Origin of the sequence: Moorena producens 3L (genome assembly GCF_000211815.1) — a bacterium.
In the GTDB taxonomy this organism is placed as follows: Bacteria; Cyanobacteriota; Cyanobacteriia; order Cyanobacteriales; family Coleofasciculaceae; genus Moorena; species Moorena producens.
Genome location: NZ_GL890832.1, coordinates 1 through 16,337, shown reverse-complemented (window position 1 = coordinate 16,337; position 16,337 = coordinate 1). Strand labels below are relative to the sequence as shown.

Sequence of the window (16,337 nt, the reverse complement as noted above, 5' to 3'; positions counted from 1 at the left end):
CCACCCCTAACCCCTCCCAGGAGGGGAACGGGAATCGGGAATCGGGAATCGGAACCCACCCCTAACCCCTCCCAGGAGGGGAACGGGAATCGGGAATCGGGAATCGGGATGCAGCTATCAGCTTCCATGGGAAAGCCACTCAATCTGATCAGCTTTGTCTGGCAGCCGGGCTTGCTGTTGTCCCTTTGCCCTTGCCCAAGTTCCAAACAGACCAATCGGTGTGCTGATTAGCTCAATGGGATCGGTTTTGCCTGCGATCGCATTAATACTATTGCGCGGTAGTTCTTTCAGCAACCAACGACTGATCCGATACAGATATTCCTTTGGTGGAATATCCCGCATCAAGGGCACACCATGGAGCTGATGTAAGTAACGGTTAGAGCGACCATAGCGATGCCATTGACTGTGATATTCCCGAAAGGTGGAACGGTGTCGGTGCTCTACTATGGCGGTTGGAGCAAGGTGTAATTGCCAGTTGCTTTGCTTTTGAATACGCCAGCAGATATCAGCATCACCACCAGTGGTTAGGTAAGGACGGAACAATCCCACTTCCTCGAATGCTTGCCTTCGGATTGCTAGGTTAGCGGTTTGACCGTAGGGACAATAGGAATTGTTTAAGGTATGTTCCTGAGATAGAACATTATGGTACTCAGCGTGTTTTTCTAGCCAGGTTTTACCGGGCAACCCGATGATTTGACCAGCAACAATACCAATACTAACGTTAGCAAAGGGTGAGACCAGGTCTGCTAACCAATGGGGTTGGGGACGACAGTCTGCATCAGTAAAGGCAATTATTTCCGCCTTGGCTGCTCGAATTCCTTTGTTACGGGCTGCATAGGAGCTTTGAATCTGGTCTTCCAGGATGTAGTGGAAAGTTATGCCCTCAGATGCTCCCTCAGTAACGGCAGTTTCGATTAGTGAGGCAGTGCGATCGCTGCTATTATTATCCACTAAAAGATACTCTACTTGGTCAGTGGCATAGGTCTGTTCCTGTAAACAACGGACTAACTCTGGTAAATCTGCTTCACCGTTGTAGATTGGTACAACTACTGAAACCTTGGGCAAGCATTTGTCATTTGTCATTGGGTAATGGCTAATGGCAGAAGTGTTGAACAGGGAATCGGGAATCGGGAATCGGGAATCGGGAATCGGGAATCGGGAATCGGGAATCGGGAATCGGGAATCGGGAATCGGGATGCAGCTATCAGCTATCAGCTATCAGCTATCAGTTATCAGCTATCAGCTATCAGTTATCAGCTATCAGCTATCAGCTATCAGTTATCAGCTATCAGCTATCAGCTATCAGTTATCAGTTATCAGCTATCAGCTATCAGCTAATGCCCTACTGTGCCACGCTGAAGGCTGACCACTGACCGCTGACCACTGACCACTGACCGCTGACCGCTGACCGCTGACCGCTGACCGCTGACCGCTGACCGCTGACCGCTGACCGCTGACCGCTGACCGCTGACCGCTGATGGCTGACCGCTGACCGCTGACCGCTGACCGCTGACCGCTGACCGCTGACCGCTGAATGCTTGAATTATCAACTATCAATTTTGAGCATAATCAACTGCCGTTGGAGTAGCGATCGCACTCCATCTAAATCGAAGTTAACATGCTTAATAATTTCTGCTACAGTTTGGCTTTGGGATGAGTCGTCGGGTGAGCTACCATTCTCGTCACAGGCTTCGAGAAACGTAAATTCCTCGTCTGATAGCTTAACCAGCTGGTAATCATAGTCAAATAGGGACTTACTTGGCCAACCAGTCATACAAGGGTGCCGTTCTGGAATTGCGGCTAACAGGTCTTTATCCTCTGACCAATCTACCCGCTCTAAGGGAGGACGGGTGAGGAAAAACTCATAATGAGTCAGTTCAGGATCTAATAATTCAATTAACCGATATAGCTCCCGTTCACTCAGACCTTCTGAGCGTGCCATTAACTCTGGATTCTTGCCAAATAAGCGCTCTTTCTGCCAGTAGCGGGGATTGGAAAACCCAAGAAACTCCAAGCCAGCCGCATCGATTAGTTCAAATAGGGTTTCAATGTTATAGTCAATTTCTTGGGGATGAACATACATATCCGCGAAGCATTCATCGTGATGGTTTTCCAAAGCCCAGCGTTCCCGGTCTCGCTTGACAATTCGGTTGTTTTCTGGCAGTGCTTCAAATAATTGACGACCGACCTTGACCCCATCCTGGTAGTCTCCCTGGTTTTGACCCTGCAAAAGTGCGATCGCTTGCTGCATCAACTGAATTTCCCAGCGTCCTAATTCAGCATAGACAAAGATATGAAATAAGCCCCCCGGTGCTAGTTTCTTAGCTATAGATTGAATCCCACGGATCGGGTCTGGCAAGTGATGTAACACTCCCACACAATTAATTAGATCGAACTGACCCTCGATTTGGTCAACATCGTACAAGCTCAGGTGATGAAACTCGACCCGATCAGCACCTGAGCGGCGACAGCGTTCCTGGGCTACCTTCAAAGCCCCAGCACTAAGATCAATCCCCACTACTGAGGCTTGGGGATTGAGGTGAACTAGATACTCTGTGCCTACCCCTGTCCCACAACCAGCATCTAGAATCCGAATCTCCTCTCTTTGGGGTGTGTGCCCAGTACAAAAACTATAAGCAGCTCGCCAATTCCAGCGCCAGTTGTATCCAGGAGGTGGCTCATCGAGTAAGGGTTCTGGGGGAAAAGGGTAGGTATCGTAGAGGCGCTCAACGGCAGCAGCGGTTTCTTGAGAGGTTTTCATCACAAAACTTTACAAAACTTAATTATTCGGGGAAATTTTTTACGAAAATAAAGTATAATCTCAAAGGTTTACTGGGATCAATGGCCATCAATCCTGAACTCGATCCCCTAAATTCTATACAATTCTTAATAAATAAACCGTAGAGATCAGAAAAGTTTTAATCTAAAAGCTAGTCGAGTTTACCAATGACATCCATTTTGGGAAATTCTAGGGAACCTACGACCTAGTAGGTTATCCTTATCCCTTGCTCCAAAGTGAGATTGGATAGGACTAACATCAAATGCCTACCCACCAAATGGGTGTCTAAAACGTGTTTATTAACTGCGGCATAAGTCCGCAATGACAGCATAAAAATTTAGGAGCTTTAACAAACCAATGAGTGTCAAGGCAAGTGGTGGAAGCTCAGTTGCCCCTGTGCAACTCTATCAAACTGTCCCATCTGCAACCATTATCCAAGCAGAACAGCAAGACCGCTTCTTAGGAAATGGAGAGATCAACGAGCTACTGGATTACTTCCGTTCCGGAGAAAAGCGTTTAGCAATTGCTGATCTGATTACCAAAAACTCAGACCTAATCGTATCCAAGGCGGCTAACCGGATTTTCGTGGGTGGTTCCCCAATGGCTTTCCTGGAAAAGCCTAAGGAAGCACCTGCCCTAGTAGGGGCTGGCGCTACAGGGGTTCCCGACACCAAAACCTTGGGAACTAGTACCTTTGTCGAGAGTGGAGGTGGATTGTTTGGGGGATTCCGCGCTCTGTTTAGTTCTCCGACTGGACCAACCCCACCAGGTTTCCGTCCCATCGACATCAACCGCTATGGCCCGAGGAATATGCAAAAGTCCTTGCGGGACCTATCTTGGATGTTGCGCTATATCACTTACGCCATTGTTGCTGGTGACCCCAACATCCTAGTGGTTAATGTTCGAGGTTTGCGGGAAGTCATTGAAAATGCTTGTTCAGCTGATGCCACCATCGTGGCAATCCAGGGAATGCGGGCGGCTTCACTAGATTATTTCAAAGGTGATCAGTCGGCACAGGAGATTGTTGCCCAGTACTTTGACATTACCCTGAACGAATTTAAAGCTGCTACACCCTCCGATAAACTGCGGCAACGGCCTTCCATAGACCAACAAGGGCTGCAATTGCCCCAAAGTTACTTTAATGCAGCCGAGCGGCGTCCTAAGTTTGTGATGAAGCCCGGTCTGTCATCCTCAGAAAAAACTGAGGTAGTTAAAGCTGCCTACCGGCAAATCTTTGAGCGTGACATTACCCGCGCCTACGGTTTGTCGATTTCTTATCTGGAATCTCTAGTTAAAAACGGGAACATTTCCATGAAGGAGTTTGTTCGCCGTTTGGGCAAATCTGAACTATACCGGAAGCAATTCTTTGAACCTTTTATCAATAGTCGAGCCTTAGAACTGGCTTTCCGCCATTTCCTAGGTAGGGGTCCATCTTCAAGGGAAGAAGTCCAAAGCTACTTCTCGATTGTTTCCGATGGTGGTCTACCCGCTCTAGTAGATGCCCTGGTGGATTCTCAGGAATACTCTGATTACTTTGGGGAAGAAACGGTTCCCTATCTGAGGGGTTATGGTCAAGAGGCTCAAGAATGCCGTAACTGGGGCATGCAGCAAGATTTGTTGCGCTATAGTGCTCCCTTCCGTAAGGATGCCCAGTTTCTCAATACCTTTGCCAAGTACGAGCAACCGCTGCCTGACCAACATGTCTATGGTTCTGGTAATGACTCGTTGGAAATTCAGTTTGGGGCAATTTTCCCGAAAGAAACCCGGAATCCTACTACCACCCCCGCTCTCTTTGGCAAAGATACTAAACGCCTGCTGATCCACCAAGGCCCAGGAATCAATAACCAAAATAGTAATCCAGGGGCAAGGGGTATGTCCCCCGGTTCCCTTGGCTCTAAGGTGATCCGCCTTGACCAGATCCCTAGTACACAAGACAAGAGTATCAAATTTGCTGAAAGCTCTACTCAAAGGGTAATTCGTGCCTGTTACCTGCGAGTGTTTGGCTTTATGCCCTATGAAGGGGAACGGCTGACTTCAGGGGAAGCTCGGCTGGAAAACGGTGAAATTACCGTCCGCGAGTTTATCCTAATGCTGGCGAAGTCTGATGGTTTCCGCAAACGTTACTGGACACCATTGTATGTAGTCAAGGCAATAGAATATATCCACCGACGTTTACTCGGTCGTCCTAGCTATGGGCGCTCCGAGATGAACAGTTACTATGATGTTGCCTATAAAAAAGGTTTCTACGGTGTAGTAGAGGCAATTGTCAACACCAAAGAGTACTCTGAGGCATTTGGGGAAGATACGGTTCCCTATGAGCGCTATGTGACGGCGGCTGGTTTAAAAATGCGCACCGGAGGAGTGTCTGGTAGCGTGACATCAGCAATGGCAATCATGGCTGAGGAGAAAGTACCTCGCTTTGTTGAGCTGGGTATGGGCAAAGAGATGCTCACCGAACCGGAAGTTGAATTCCGGATTAATCAGGGGGTTAGTGTACAGCGTGAACAAACCAAGATCTTTAAGCTGATTGACCTTAATGATAAGCCAGCGTTGAAAGTCCTGATTGGAGCAGCTTATCGGCAGATATTTGAGCGGGATCTTGAACCCTATGTGATCCAAGCAGCATTTACCTCCCTGGAAAGCCGACTGAGCAATGGCGAAATTAATCTCAAGGAGTTTATTGAAGGCTTAGGTTGTTCTGATCTCTACATCAAAGAGTTCTACACCCCCTACCCCAACACCAAGGTGATTGAACTGGGTACCAAGCACTTCCTAGGACGTGCCCCCTTAAATCAGAAGGAAATCCAGACCTACAACGCAATTCTAGCCTCTGAAGGGATTCGGAGCTTTATTGGGGCAATGGTCAATGGCATGGAATATGCTCAGGCATTTGGAGAAGATACCGTCCCGTACCGCCGCTTCCCCACCTTACCAGCTGCTAATTTCCCGAACACCGAGAAGCTGTATAATCAGCAGACCAAGCAGAATAGTGATGTGGTGGTACCAAGCTTTGATCCAGTCCAGCCTCGCATGGATTCGTCTAAGCTACCTCTGACCGGAAAAGCGATCGCAGATATGGCTGCCCAAAAGTGGCAGGTGGCTACTAACCCTTCCGAGCTGGCCAAGGTAGGTCGTTCTTCTAATCGGAAGCACTCAACCTTGAATCCCAAATCTGCTAAGGCGACACGGATTTTCCGCATCACCCCAAACATTTCTCAGGTTGAAACCGCAGTGGTGATTGATGCCATTTATGACCAAGTCCTGGATTTATTCGGTGAACCAGTACCACCAAAATACCGGCAACAGCATCTAGACAGTCAACTGCGCAATGGAGAAATTTCGGTGCGGCAGTTTGTTAAAGCCTTGGCCAGTAGTAACAGCTATAGTCAGCGGTTTTACCAGCCTTATCCCCCTGCCAAAGTGGTCGAGTTATTGTTCCGGCACTTACTCGGACGTAACCCTAACACTCACGGTGAGGTTCAAACCTACCAGCAGCTGTTGGCGGGACAGGGTCTAGAAGCTGCAGTAACAGCTATGGTTGATAGTCGAGAATACTCCCGCTTCTTTGGTGAAGACGTAGTCCCCTATCAGCGGCTCAGTCAGTAAAAAGTCTGAATTATGAAGGTTGGAGGTTGGAGGTTGAAGGTTTGAAGGTTTGGAGGTTGAAGGTTGAAGGTTGAAGGTTGAAGGTTGAAGGTTGAAGGTTAAAAGTTTAAAATTGAAGGTTTGGAGGTTGAAGGTTGAAGGTTTGGAGGTTGAAGGTTGAAGGTTGAAGGTTGAAGGTTGAAGGTTGAAGGTTGAAGGTTGAAGGTTTGGAGGTGGTCGGTAGGTTGGACTAGCCTTAAAGGTTAAACTTTCAACCTTTAACCTCTAACTCAGGCCACTAACCTGTAACTGACCTTTCAAACTTTATTAGGGAAAATGTTAAGATGTGTTGCGAAGCTAGGAAAAATGTCAACAATCTGTAGCAAAATATTCCCGGAAGCTAGGTGTATGATTAACCTGCTTTGATTTATGCCTTTGATTTAGGCGGGGTTAGCCAAACCAAGTTTTGCTGGGGCGTGCGTCGGCTGAAGTTCCGACGGCGTATCGAGAACGGCGATTTACCCGGCACATTGCAGGTAACTGCAATGCTACAGAAGCTCTAATTACACCGCAAGGTTAGTTAGAGAGCGTTCATTCTTGGAAATGCCAGTTTAAAAAACCTGGTAATATTTTTTTCTGGAGGAATCCATCTATGAGTATTGTCACGAAATCCATCGTGAATGCAGATGCTGAGGCTCGCTATCTGAGCCCTAGTGAATTAGACGGTATCAAAAGCTTTGTTACTTCTGGTGAGCAGCGCTTACGTATCGCTCAAACCTTAACAGGCTCCCGTGAGACAATTGTTAAGCAAGCTGGAGACCAACTATTCCAAAAGCGTCCAGATGTGGTATCTCCTGGTGGTAATGCCTACGGTCCAGAAATGACCGCTACTTGCCTGCGGGACATGGATTACTACCTACGCTTGATTACCTACGGTATTGTTGCTGGTGATACCACACCAATTGAGGAAATTGGTCTGGTAGGTGCTAAGGAAATGTACAAGTCTTTAGGTACCTCCATTGATGCTGTTGCCGAAAGCGTCCGTTGCATGAAGGGTATTGCTACTGGCATGATGTCTGGGGACGATGCTGCTGAAGCTGGCTCTTACTTCGACTATGTGATTGGTGGATTGTTGTAGGGCAATAAATACTCCTTGGCCTAGTGTTCTGATGATGGCAAAGTTTGTCTGTAGAACCGATAATCACAACTTGAGTTAAATAAGGAAATAGAATCATGCAAGACGCAATTACTGCTGTTATCAACTCTGCCGACGTCCAAGGCAAATATTTGGACGACTCCGCTATGGCAAAGCTCAAGGGCTATTTCCAAACTGGTGAGCTGCGGGTACGTGCAGCAACTGCCATTAGTGCTAATGCTTCTACCATCGTTAAGGAAGCGGTTGCTAAGACCCTGTTGTATTCCGACAGCACTCGTCCAGGTGGCAATATGTACACCACTCGCCGCTACGCAGCTTGTATCCGTGACATGGATTACTTCTTGCGTTATGCTACCTATGCGATGTTGGCCGGTGACCCATCGATCCTTGATGAGCGGGTACTCAATGGCTTGAAGGAAACCTACAACTCCCTTGGTGTTCCCATTGGCAATACCACCAATTCCATCCAAGGCATGAAGGAAGTTACCGCTAGCTTAGTTGGTGCTGATGCGGGTAAGGAAATGGGTGTATACTTTGACTACATCTGCTCTGGCTTAAGCTAACTTAGCTAGTGTTGATGGAATTCGCCAGCCTGTAGTTGTCTGTGTAATTAAGGTCTGGGAAGTTGATTGTGAGTGCTAGCTTGTTAAAGGCGAATCTGGCTCACGTCAGTCAAGCAGAGGAGTTTTGACAGTCTAGTATTGACAATTAACTCCCAGACTTTGGAATAGTTGAGATATTCGATTAACGAATTTATTCCCTCGCTATAGGCGATAGGGGATTTTTTAGACATATTGGAATCAAACCAGAATTAAAATTTTCTTGAATTTTACTAGGAGAAATAACCTCATGCGGACGTTTGAAATAACTGCTTGTGTGCCAAGCCAAAGCAGAATTAGGACACAACGGGAGTTACAGAATACTTTTTTTACCAAGCTAGTTTCCTACGATAACTGGTTCCGTGAGCAGCAGCGCATCCAGAAAATGGGTGGCAAAATTATTAAGGTTAAGCTGGCAACTGGTAAGCAAGGTACAAACACCGGTTTGTAATAATTTTTCGATAATAGCTGTTTATAAAAAAATTTCAGGGGGTCTACTACGACCCCTTTTTGATTTTTGGTGGAAAATGGGGGGATGGAAACAGAGGCAACAGAGGGAAGATATAGCATTTCTAAATTCGGTGAGGTACATTTGGGATGTTAGGGAATAGGCAAAAGGCAACAGGCAACAGGCAACAGGTAAAAAAGATTGTGTACCTCATTACTATGAGAAAAGCTATAAACAAGAAACCAAAGGCCAAAGGCGAACAACCAAATAACCTTGGCCTTTCGGCCACGCTACGCGAACAACCTTCAACCACATAACCTTGGCCTTTGGCCACGCTACGCGAACAACCACATAACCTTGGCCTTTGGCCAGGCTACGCGAACAACCACATAACCTTGGCCTTTGGCCACGCTACGCGAACAACCACATAACCTTGGCCTTTCGGCCACGCTACGCGAACAACCACATAACCTTCAACCAACCTGATTAAACGTGGCTCTACGTAACCTGATTCTCTTATTTAACCCCTCTACTACAGACTGGGCAGTTAGTGCTCGGTTACTGAAGTGGTTAACGTTTCTATGGCTGTTGATCGGAATAGTAATTCTTTTCTCAGCTTCTTATGCGATCGCAGATGTCGAGTTAGGGGATGGAACATACTACGTCAAGCGACAGCTGATGTGGGTAGTCTTAGGTTTAGTGGGATTTAACCTATTGGTGCGATCACCGTTGCGTTATTTGCTAAAGATCAGCCATTGGTTGGTCCTGGGGCTGTTGGTGCTGCTGTTATTGACTTTAATTCCTGGTGTGGGCACAACGGTTAATGGGGCAACTCGCTGGTTATCTTTCGGTTCGGTTCCCCTGCAACCTTCAGAGTTAATGAAGCCGTTTCTAGTGTTACAAGCAGCTCGGGTATTTGGGCAGTGGGACCGGCTTCAGTGGCGGACTCGTTTCACGTGGCTGGGGATTTTTATGGTGGTGTTGGTGGGAATTTTGTTACAGCCTAATCTGAGTACAACAGCACTTTGTGGGATGACCTTGTGGCTAGTTGCTCTAGCAGCAGGGTTACCGTTTTCTTACTTGGGAGGTACAGCATTTGGTGGTGTCCTGCTGGCAGTACTCAGTATCAGCATTAAGGATTACCAGCGGCGTCGGGTGATGTCATTCCTAAATCCTTGGGCTGATCCAATGCGAGATGGATACCAATTGGTTCAAAGTCTTCTAGCTATTGGCTCCGGTGGGACTTGGGGCTCTGGCTTTGGGTTATCCCAACAAAAGTTATTCTATTTACCCATTCAACACACTGATTTTATCTTTTCTGTCTTTGCTGAGGAATTTGGCTTTGCTGGTAGTATAGCGCTAATGTTATTGTTGATGACATACATGACCCTAGCGGTGATTGTAGCTATTAAGGCAAGAAACCGAGTCTATCAGTTAATCGCGATTGGAGCAATGCTGTTTATTGTAGGACAGTCTCTGTTGAATATTGGTGTCGCTTCTGGGGCTCTGCCGACTACTGGTTTACCCTTCCCATTCTTTAGTTATGGGGGAAGTTCGATGATTTCCAGTTTGTGTTCCGCTGGGTTGTTGATTCGGGTGGCACGAGAGAGTAGTGAGGCGAAAGTTGTGTCTATACAAAGTCGCCGCCAGTCGATAGCAGAACGACGGCAAAGAAGGCACAAGGTCAAAGCCAAAAGGTAAAAGTGACCAATATAGCGGTTTTCAATTTGGTGAGGTACAGAGTTTCTGGTTTTAGGGAACAGCGGATCTGGGAACAGGGAACAGGGAAGAGGAACCCACCCCTAACCCCTCCCAGGAGGGGAAGAGGGAACAGGGCAAAAATTATGTTTACCTCATTAGCGTAAAAAGCGCTATACAGACTAGTAATTTTTTTTTCAGGGCATTCCTACTCCCGACTCCCGACTCCCGACTCCCCACTCCCGACTCCCCACTTCCTAAAACCGATGTCTAGGTCTAGGTTTTTAGTAGATACAAAAACTCCAACGGTAAACCATCAGTATCAGCGATAAACGCTACCTCATAAACACGATTACCGATCATCTGTTGGGTAGGTTCCAAGAGAACCTTCAACGGTTGAAACTGCTCTGGGTTCTGCTCAGAAGCCTCTTTAAAACTTTCTTTCAAGCACTCTAACCAACTTGGCAAGTCAGTAGCGCTATCAGTTAGGTCAAAAGACACGTGGTAATACCCCACATAATGCTCATCCCCAAAGGCATCTGGTGCTGGTAATGGTTCAGGAATTTGGATCAGTTCCAAGCGTCCCCCCAGTCCCTTCAGCCAACACGCTAGAGTCATGCCGGTAGTGAAGCGTTCAGATACCGTGAATCCCAACTTCTCATAAAATGCGATCGCGCGATGAATATTGGCTGTGCGAATCGAAGCGTGATGCATGGGTTTTGTCCTTTGGCCTTTTTCCTTTACCCTTATTCCTTTGTAACCAACAACAGGTGTACTGAAATCACCAAGCGCTAATCACTAATCACGTGCTCACCAATCTACCAATCTAGCAATCACTAAAACAATCGGAAATAAGGGTAGCGCACAGGTACCCCTGGTTCTTTTTCCAAATCAAAATTAATCACTGCCCAACAAGGTTCTTCCTCAGGTTCTGGGCTAAATTCTACCGGCAAGCCATACAACCTGGGTTGGCCTGACTCTGAGTTCCCTCGCCAGGGGGTACTGCGCTCTAGGTAGGCACTCACTAAATCCCGATAACGACTGGCAATAATCACCCGTGTTGCCCGATATCCTTCAGTGTATAGCTTGTCTAGGGCTTCGTGAATCTCAAAGCGAATTCCATCAGGATGAGTGTGCTGTCGGTACCATTTATCTTGCCATAGACGCCAGTGACGCCCAGATTGTAAATGAATCAGTTCCCCAGTTTTTGGGTTGGCTTCAAACGCACCATGACGTGGACACAAGTAAGTGTCAGTCAACGTCAATGCCGGAATTATCTGACGGCAGTGAGGACATTTTATTTCTGAACCGAATATCGGGTACTGCAAGCTAGAATCAATCATTAAATGCTAAAGATTGCCTTAGAGGTATATGCTATTACCTAATGGCTCCATCATTATAACTGGGTATTTATTGCTGTTGGTCTAAGTGACCCCACTCTAAAACCTATGTAAAACCTAAGGTATTAATTACCATTATCTCCCTATTGTGATTAATTGTGGATCATCCTCTACCTAAAACCCCAATATTGACATCTTTTTGGCCTCCCCCAGATCTGTCTCTTGCTGCCTTTGTCGCCCCTAATGCTGTAGTTATGGGTCAGGTGTCCGTAGCTGCAGGAGTTAGCATTTGGTATGGTGCTGTAGTCAGAGGTGATGTGGAGCGCATCGAGATTGGCGATCGCACTAATATTCAAGATGGCGCAATTTTACACGGAGATCCCGGCAAGCCAACAGTTTTAGAAGACCATGTCACTGTCGGTCATCGCGCTGTCATTCATTCAGCATATATTGAACAGGGTAGCTTGATTGGTATTGGAGCAGTGGTACTCGATGGGGTTCGTGTGGGTCATGGTAGTATCGTAGGCGCTGGAGCTGTGGTTAGTAAAGACGTTCCTCCTCTGTCCCTGGTAGTCGGTGTCCCTGCCAAAAAATTACGGGATGTTTCGGAGGCTCAAGCCGCTGAACTGATTGAACATGCACGGCACTATGAAAAGTTGGCTCTAGTTCATGCCGGTAAAGGCACAGATTTAGGATTTAGTGTAACCTAATACTTCGCTGCCGTTGGCCCAAACCCGGAACAGAGAACTTCCGATCCCGGAACAATGGACAATAATTGAGAAAAACACGATCACAAAAGCCCTGTATCGCTTTTTACCGATTCCTTACCAATTAGTCAAGTGTGGGTAACATTGATTAACTTTGGTTAAGTTTTACCAAGAACCGTCCAAGGTCTTGGACAAATGGGTGATCAGGTTACTGAAAAATTAACTAAAAAAAATTGACCCATAGGTGCGACTATATTAATAAACAACTACGTACCGTCCGGTACAGGGCAGACAAGCTGAGGGAGGTTACCCCTCTAGCTTGGTAGGAGTGATATTACTTAGTCACAGCAACTTTTTCAACCAACAAGCCCACTCCTTGTAGGGGTGGGAGGTTAAAAAAACTTCAAGCATTATAGGGAGGACACTAGAACCATGGATTTACGTCTATTAATAGTCTTATTGCCTTTACTCCTGGCACTAGGCTGGGTAGTTTACAATATTGGTGCGATCGCTCTCAAACAAGCTCAAAATTATTTGAATAAATCTTAATAAATCGCGCGTCAACCAATTGAGCAATAGCACCTTTGCACAAAAGCTTAATAGCCAGCTGTTCCTTGACACTCCCCGCCCTATAAGAGCGGGGATTCTTTAATCAACGACCCAACGTGGCTCTTCCAGACCGGAATCAGGAAGAGTAGAGGTCGGATCTCCTAAAGCGTTTGGATCGATGATCCAGGTTCCTGTATGCCCTACAGTACCCAAAGCTCTTTTTAGAATATTGATAGCTGCATTATGATCGCGTTCGCGTAGCGTCGCCTTCGGCGAATCCAACACACACCCGCATGAACATGCATGAGTTCTAGTAGATAGCGATTTTTTGACAACTTCACCACAGTTTGAGCAATTTTGGCTAGTATAAGCAGGATTAACGGCTACCGTTTGCCTAGTAAACTTTTGTCCAAAATACTCTAACCACCTTCTAAATTGATACCAACCTGCATCATTAATAGACTTAGCAAGACAATGATTTTTGACCAAATTTTTCACCCTTAAATCTTGCCTTCGGCACGCTTCGCGAACGTAAGCGACCACGTCGTTAGAGTGGATTACGCAACGGGCGAGTCTCTTCGCATGTTCTTCACGTTGCCTACTTATTTTAAGGTGCGTCCTACCTAACCTATTAATGGCGCGCTTACGGTTAGCTGTTCGCGAAGCGTGGCCTACGGCCTTGCCTTTCTTTTTACGAGAAACTCGGCGCTGATAAAACTTCAGCCGCTTCTCGCCCTTACGATAAAATCTTGGATTTGGTTCTGTGTTTCCCTTAGAATCTGTGTAGAATTCTTTTAGCCCTACATCTAATCCAACGTTGGTATGTGAGGGATCTAGAGATTCCTTAATATCAACTTTGACACAGAATTGAACATAATAACCATCTGCGCGACGTACTAATCTGACTCGCTTGATCAATTTATGGTCGTAACGCCACAATTACCAGGTTCCCTTTAGTTTTAGTTTTCCGACTCCTTTTTTGTCTAAGAATTTTATCGACTTAGTATCAGGTGAGAGTCTCCAGCCCGATGTCTTGTATTCAACTGACCGGGAGAACTTTTTAAACTTGGGGTAACCCTTTTTACCAGGGACTTGTTTTTTACATTTATCGTAAAACCTAGAAATTGAACTATAAGCTCTTTCCACTGAAGCTTGGCAGGCATGAGAATTTAAGTCTTTAACAAAAGGATATTCAGATCTCAGCCACGTGTTATAGCGATACAAGTCTTTTTGTCCTATACCTTTATTATCCATCCAGTAACGGATGCACTTATTTCGGACGAATTGACCAGTGCGTATCGCCTCATCAATGGCGGCATACTGAGTTTTATTCCCCTTGACCTTAAACTCTAAAACTATCATTTTGACGTGGAACAACTCTACGTCATATTATAGCACAAAAAGAAATAAAGCCGTCCTAGAAGGACGGGGCTTGAAACCCAATTTTTTGGTCAAAAGGAGGATACAGCTGGTTTGCTTGCGCTATTGAGCAATGTTATTTTTGGCAAATTAGTGGCTCTGAACTCAATAGATAATCTAGAAAAGTACCAGCAACAATCGATAGTTGTTTGCTACGTGGATAGACAGCATACCAGTAACGCTCGATCGGAAAGTGTTCTACATCCAAAACCACCAGCTCAGAGTTAACCCCTTCTAAAATTAAGGTATGACGAGATAATATAGAAATTCCTAAACCCCCTGCGATCGCTTGCTTAATTGCCTCATTACTACCCAAATCCAGCCGCACCTTTGGTGAAATCTGGTGGTGATCGAACAGTTTTTGTACAGCTTTGCGTGTTCCCGAACCAGGCTCCCTCATAATAAAGGTTTCTTGAGCTATACGTTTAAGGGGGATATTTTTTTCCTGAGCTAGAGGATGATCGACCCGTGCGATCACAACCAGGGGGTTTTCTTGCACTGGTTTATAGCAGGTCTCCTGGTTTTCCGGAAGCTGACTCATAATGTATAAGTCATCTAGATTCTCACTGAGACGACCAAGGATGTATTCGTGGTTGGTGACTTGCAGAGAAATATCAATGCCTGGATAACGCTGGCAAAACGGACCGAGTAAACGAGGAATAAAATATTTAGCAGTTGTAATCACTGCTAAGCGCAGACGCCCCTGTTTTAAACCTTTGAGATCTGCCACTTTCATCTCAAACTGGTCTAAATTCTCAAAGATATCGCGGCAGGTTTTAACTAGTGCCTCACCAACCTGGGTCAGGTAGATTCGCTTACCTACCTGGTCAAACAGAGGCATACCAACAACTTTGGTTAGCTGCTTCACCTGCATAGAGACAGTGGGTTGGGTGAGAAACAGTTCCTCTGCAGCTCGTGTAAAGCTGTGGTGCCGAGCGACTGCTTCAAAGACCCTTAACTGATGCAATGTGGCTTGCTTCAATGATATTACTCCTATGAGGATATAGATCTTAGTCTTTGACAGTCTTTAAAGTCAGGAGTAGGGAGTGGGGAATGGGGAAAAGAGAGTTTCATAGTGTTCATGGTGGACTTTTTTCCATGGTAGCTATTATGAATCTTTGGTACGTATGGGTAAGTTTCTTAAATCTGGTAGTTCTACTAGCTCTTTTTCTGCTTCCTTTACCTTAACTGGTATTCTCAAGGGTTGTGGTTGCTCCTCCATCAGGCAACTCGCTACTGGCAAGCTTTTCTCTAAATCTTCAAGAGGTCTAGGAATCACTGTCACAGCGGTTAGTTCACCAATACGCTGGGCTTCAGCCATTCCAACTTGTAAAGCAACGGCTACATCTGCCACACGACCCCGAATAATGGCAGTACATAAACCCGCCCCAATGGTTTCGTAGGCAGTAAGCTGTACATTGGCAGCTTTGAGCATGGCATCCGAGGCACCAACCATTGCTGGCAATCCCCTGGTTTCTAAAAGACCTAGGGCATGATTACTGACCCGGCTACGATGATTTTGGTTAACTTGATCGAGTAGGTGAACACCGATGGGAAATATCACTTCCAGGTTGGGAAGTGGTCGCGCAATGATTGTCGAAGAGAGCAACTCACCCTCTCGTTGAGCATAATCCTTACCCGATTCCACAGCAATTCTCACCTCAGCGATCGCTCCCCGCACAATGGCAGTGCAGTGACCACTACCAGTTTTTTCATAACCCACAAGGGTAACTTCTGCTGACTTGAGCATGGCGTCAGCAGTACTAACAATTACTGGAAAACTTAGAGTAGAGACTAAACCTAGGGAGGCTTGGTTAAACCGTTTTCTTTTTCTCAAGGGATCGTCAGGGGCAAGCCCAGGTTTGTATAACTCCATCAGACAGAAGACCTCTCTTTGGTTGTCGGCTGTTACTTGTTGGCTTATATCAAGTTTAGAAAGTTAAGTGTAAAGCCGTAACATACAAAGCTCAATCAAGAAGCAGCTAATGCCATTGGAGTAGATGATTGGCATGGGGTTTGTCTGGGAGTGGTGTGCCGACCACCGGTATGATCTAGCA

Annotated in this window: 15 protein-coding genes and 2 pseudogenes; 8 read left to right on the top strand and 9 right to left on the bottom strand. The window is 46.2% G+C overall.

Translation table 11 applies throughout. The features are described from left to right. Positions 1–117: 117 nt before the first annotated feature. The gene (locus LYNGBM3L_RS05625) at positions 118–1,083 is read right to left on the bottom strand and encodes a glycosyltransferase family 2 protein (RefSeq protein WP_008180122.1); all 966 of its coding nucleotides are present in this window, start codon (positions 1,081–1,083) and stop codon (positions 118–120) included. Positions 1,084–1,089: 6 nt separating this feature from the next. Here LYNGBM3L_RS05625 and LYNGBM3L_RS05620 point away from each other — a divergent pair, with 6 nt between their 5' ends. Next, positions 1,090–1,338: a hypothetical protein gene (locus LYNGBM3L_RS05620; RefSeq protein WP_008180120.1), complete on the top strand. Its 249-nt coding sequence runs from the start codon at positions 1,090–1,092 to the stop codon at positions 1,336–1,338. Here LYNGBM3L_RS05620 and LYNGBM3L_RS49330 read toward each other — a convergent pair. The 3 genes and pseudogenes from LYNGBM3L_RS49330 to LYNGBM3L_RS05610 all read right to left on the bottom strand — a co-directional run bounded on the left by LYNGBM3L_RS49330 (position 1,324) and on the right by LYNGBM3L_RS05610 (position 2,761). Beyond that, complete coding sequence (locus tag LYNGBM3L_RS49330; RefSeq protein WP_324293453.1) at positions 1,324–1,479, bottom strand: hypothetical protein; 156 nt, start codon at positions 1,477–1,479, stop codon at positions 1,324–1,326. The two genes, LYNGBM3L_RS05620 and LYNGBM3L_RS49330, sit on opposite strands and share 15 nt — an antisense overlap. Beyond that, a pseudogene (locus LYNGBM3L_RS49325) lies at positions 1,422–1,550 on the bottom strand (hypothetical protein); the annotation flags it as partial. The pseudogene LYNGBM3L_RS49325 and the gene LYNGBM3L_RS49330, both read right to left, overlap by 58 nt. Continuing rightward, positions 1,547–2,761: a class I SAM-dependent methyltransferase gene (locus tag LYNGBM3L_RS05610; RefSeq protein ID WP_008180116.1), complete on the bottom strand. Its 1,215-nt coding sequence runs from the start codon at positions 2,759–2,761 to the stop codon at positions 1,547–1,549. The gene LYNGBM3L_RS05610 and the pseudogene LYNGBM3L_RS49325, both read right to left, overlap by 4 nt. 375 nt (positions 2,762–3,136) lie before the next feature. Here LYNGBM3L_RS05610 and LYNGBM3L_RS05605 point away from each other — a divergent pair, with 375 nt between their 5' ends. The 5 genes from LYNGBM3L_RS05605 (at position 3,137) to LYNGBM3L_RS05585 (ending at position 10,268) form a co-directional block, all read left to right on the top strand. Next, on the top strand, positions 3,137–6,385 hold the full coding sequence (locus tag LYNGBM3L_RS05605; protein ID WP_008180113.1) for a phycobilisome rod-core linker polypeptide: 3,249 nt from the start codon (positions 3,137–3,139) through the stop codon (positions 6,383–6,385). Positions 6,386–7,016: 631 nt separating this feature from the next. Continuing rightward, a complete protein-coding gene (gene apcA / locus LYNGBM3L_RS05600) occupies positions 7,017–7,502 on the top strand; it encodes an allophycocyanin subunit alpha (RefSeq protein WP_008180111.1) in 486 nt (161 codons plus the stop codon). 95 nt (positions 7,503–7,597) lie between these two features. After that, entirely contained in the window at positions 7,598–8,083 is a 486-nt protein-coding gene (apcB, locus tag LYNGBM3L_RS05595) for an allophycocyanin subunit beta (RefSeq protein WP_008180109.1), read from the top strand. A 286-nt stretch (positions 8,084–8,369) separates the two neighbouring features. After that, positions 8,370–8,570 carry a phycobilisome linker polypeptide gene (locus LYNGBM3L_RS05590; protein WP_008180106.1) on the top strand — a complete coding sequence of 67 codons (201 nt, stop codon included), beginning with the start codon at positions 8,370–8,372 and terminating at the stop codon, positions 8,568–8,570. A gap of 489 nt (positions 8,571–9,059) precedes the next feature. Next, positions 9,060–10,268 carry an FtsW/RodA/SpoVE family cell cycle protein gene (locus tag LYNGBM3L_RS05585; RefSeq protein WP_008180102.1) on the top strand — a complete coding sequence of 403 codons (1,209 nt, stop codon included), beginning with the start codon at positions 9,060–9,062 and terminating at the stop codon, positions 10,266–10,268. A gap of 273 nt (positions 10,269–10,541) precedes the next feature. Here the strand turns inward: LYNGBM3L_RS05585 and LYNGBM3L_RS05580 are convergent, their stop codons facing one another. After that, complete coding sequence (locus LYNGBM3L_RS05580) at positions 10,542–10,979, bottom strand: VOC family protein (protein WP_008180100.1); 438 nt, start codon at positions 10,977–10,979, stop codon at positions 10,542–10,544. Positions 10,980–11,101: 122 nt separating this feature from the next. After that, positions 11,102–11,608 carry a TIGR02652 family protein gene (locus tag LYNGBM3L_RS05575; RefSeq protein WP_044492328.1) on the bottom strand — a complete coding sequence of 169 codons (507 nt, stop codon included), beginning with the start codon at positions 11,606–11,608 and terminating at the stop codon, positions 11,102–11,104. 182 nt (positions 11,609–11,790) lie between these two features. Here LYNGBM3L_RS05575 and LYNGBM3L_RS05570 point away from each other — a divergent pair, with 182 nt between their 5' ends. Beyond that, positions 11,791–12,315 (top strand): gamma carbonic anhydrase family protein, encoded by a 525-nt coding sequence (locus LYNGBM3L_RS05570; protein WP_438941756.1) that lies wholly within the window; start codon positions 11,791–11,793, stop codon positions 12,313–12,315. Between the two features lie 429 nt (positions 12,316–12,744). Then, positions 12,745–12,861 carry a photosystem II protein Y gene (locus LYNGBM3L_RS05565; protein WP_008180095.1) on the top strand — a complete coding sequence of 39 codons (117 nt, stop codon included), beginning with the start codon at positions 12,745–12,747 and terminating at the stop codon, positions 12,859–12,861. An 80-nt stretch (positions 12,862–12,941) separates the two neighbouring features. On the opposite strand, the pseudogene LYNGBM3L_RS05560 reads toward LYNGBM3L_RS05565, so the two are convergent. The 3 genes and pseudogenes from LYNGBM3L_RS05560 to ccmO form a co-directional block, all read right to left on the bottom strand. Then, a pseudogene (locus LYNGBM3L_RS05560) lies at positions 12,942–14,223 on the bottom strand (RNA-guided endonuclease InsQ/TnpB family protein). Between the two features lie 133 nt (positions 14,224–14,356). Beyond that, positions 14,357–15,262, bottom strand: coding sequence for a LysR family transcriptional regulator (locus LYNGBM3L_RS05555; RefSeq protein ID WP_008180092.1), 906 nt, complete (start codon positions 15,260–15,262; stop codon positions 14,357–14,359). Positions 15,263–15,388: 126 nt separating this feature from the next. Beyond that, the gene (gene ccmO, locus LYNGBM3L_RS05550) at positions 15,389–16,156 is read right to left on the bottom strand and encodes a beta-carboxysome assembly protein CcmO (protein WP_008180091.1); all 768 of its coding nucleotides are present in this window, start codon (positions 16,154–16,156) and stop codon (positions 15,389–15,391) included. Positions 16,157–16,337 lie beyond the last annotated feature (181 nt).

Coding starts and splice junctions, on each gene's coding strand:
- LYNGBM3L_RS05625 (WP_008180122.1), bottom strand. CDS start 1,083: ATGACAAATGACAAATGCTTGCCCAAGGTTTCAGTAGTTGTACCAATC.
- LYNGBM3L_RS05620 (WP_008180120.1), top strand. CDS start 1,090: ATGGCTAATGGCAGAAGTGTTGAACAGGGAATCGGGAATCGGGAATCG.
- LYNGBM3L_RS05610 (WP_008180116.1), bottom strand. CDS start 2,761: ATGAAAACCTCTCAAGAAACCGCTGCTGCCGTTGAGCGCCTCTACGAT.
- LYNGBM3L_RS05605 (WP_008180113.1), top strand. CDS start 3,137: ATGAGTGTCAAGGCAAGTGGTGGAAGCTCAGTTGCCCCTGTGCAACTC.
- apcA (WP_008180111.1), top strand. CDS start 7,017: ATGAGTATTGTCACGAAATCCATCGTGAATGCAGATGCTGAGGCTCGC.
- apcB (WP_008180109.1), top strand. CDS start 7,598: ATGCAAGACGCAATTACTGCTGTTATCAACTCTGCCGACGTCCAAGGC.
- LYNGBM3L_RS05590 (WP_008180106.1), top strand. CDS start 8,370: ATGCGGACGTTTGAAATAACTGCTTGTGTGCCAAGCCAAAGCAGAATT.
- LYNGBM3L_RS05580 (WP_008180100.1), bottom strand. CDS start 10,979: ATGCATCACGCTTCGATTCGCACAGCCAATATTCATCGCGCGATCGCA.
- LYNGBM3L_RS05575 (WP_044492328.1), bottom strand. CDS start 11,608: ATGATTGATTCTAGCTTGCAGTACCCGATATTCGGTTCAGAAATAAAA.
- LYNGBM3L_RS05565 (WP_008180095.1), top strand. CDS start 12,745: ATGGATTTACGTCTATTAATAGTCTTATTGCCTTTACTCCTGGCACTA.
- ccmO (WP_008180091.1), bottom strand. CDS start 16,156: ATGGAGTTATACAAACCTGGGCTTGCCCCTGACGATCCCTTGAGAAAA.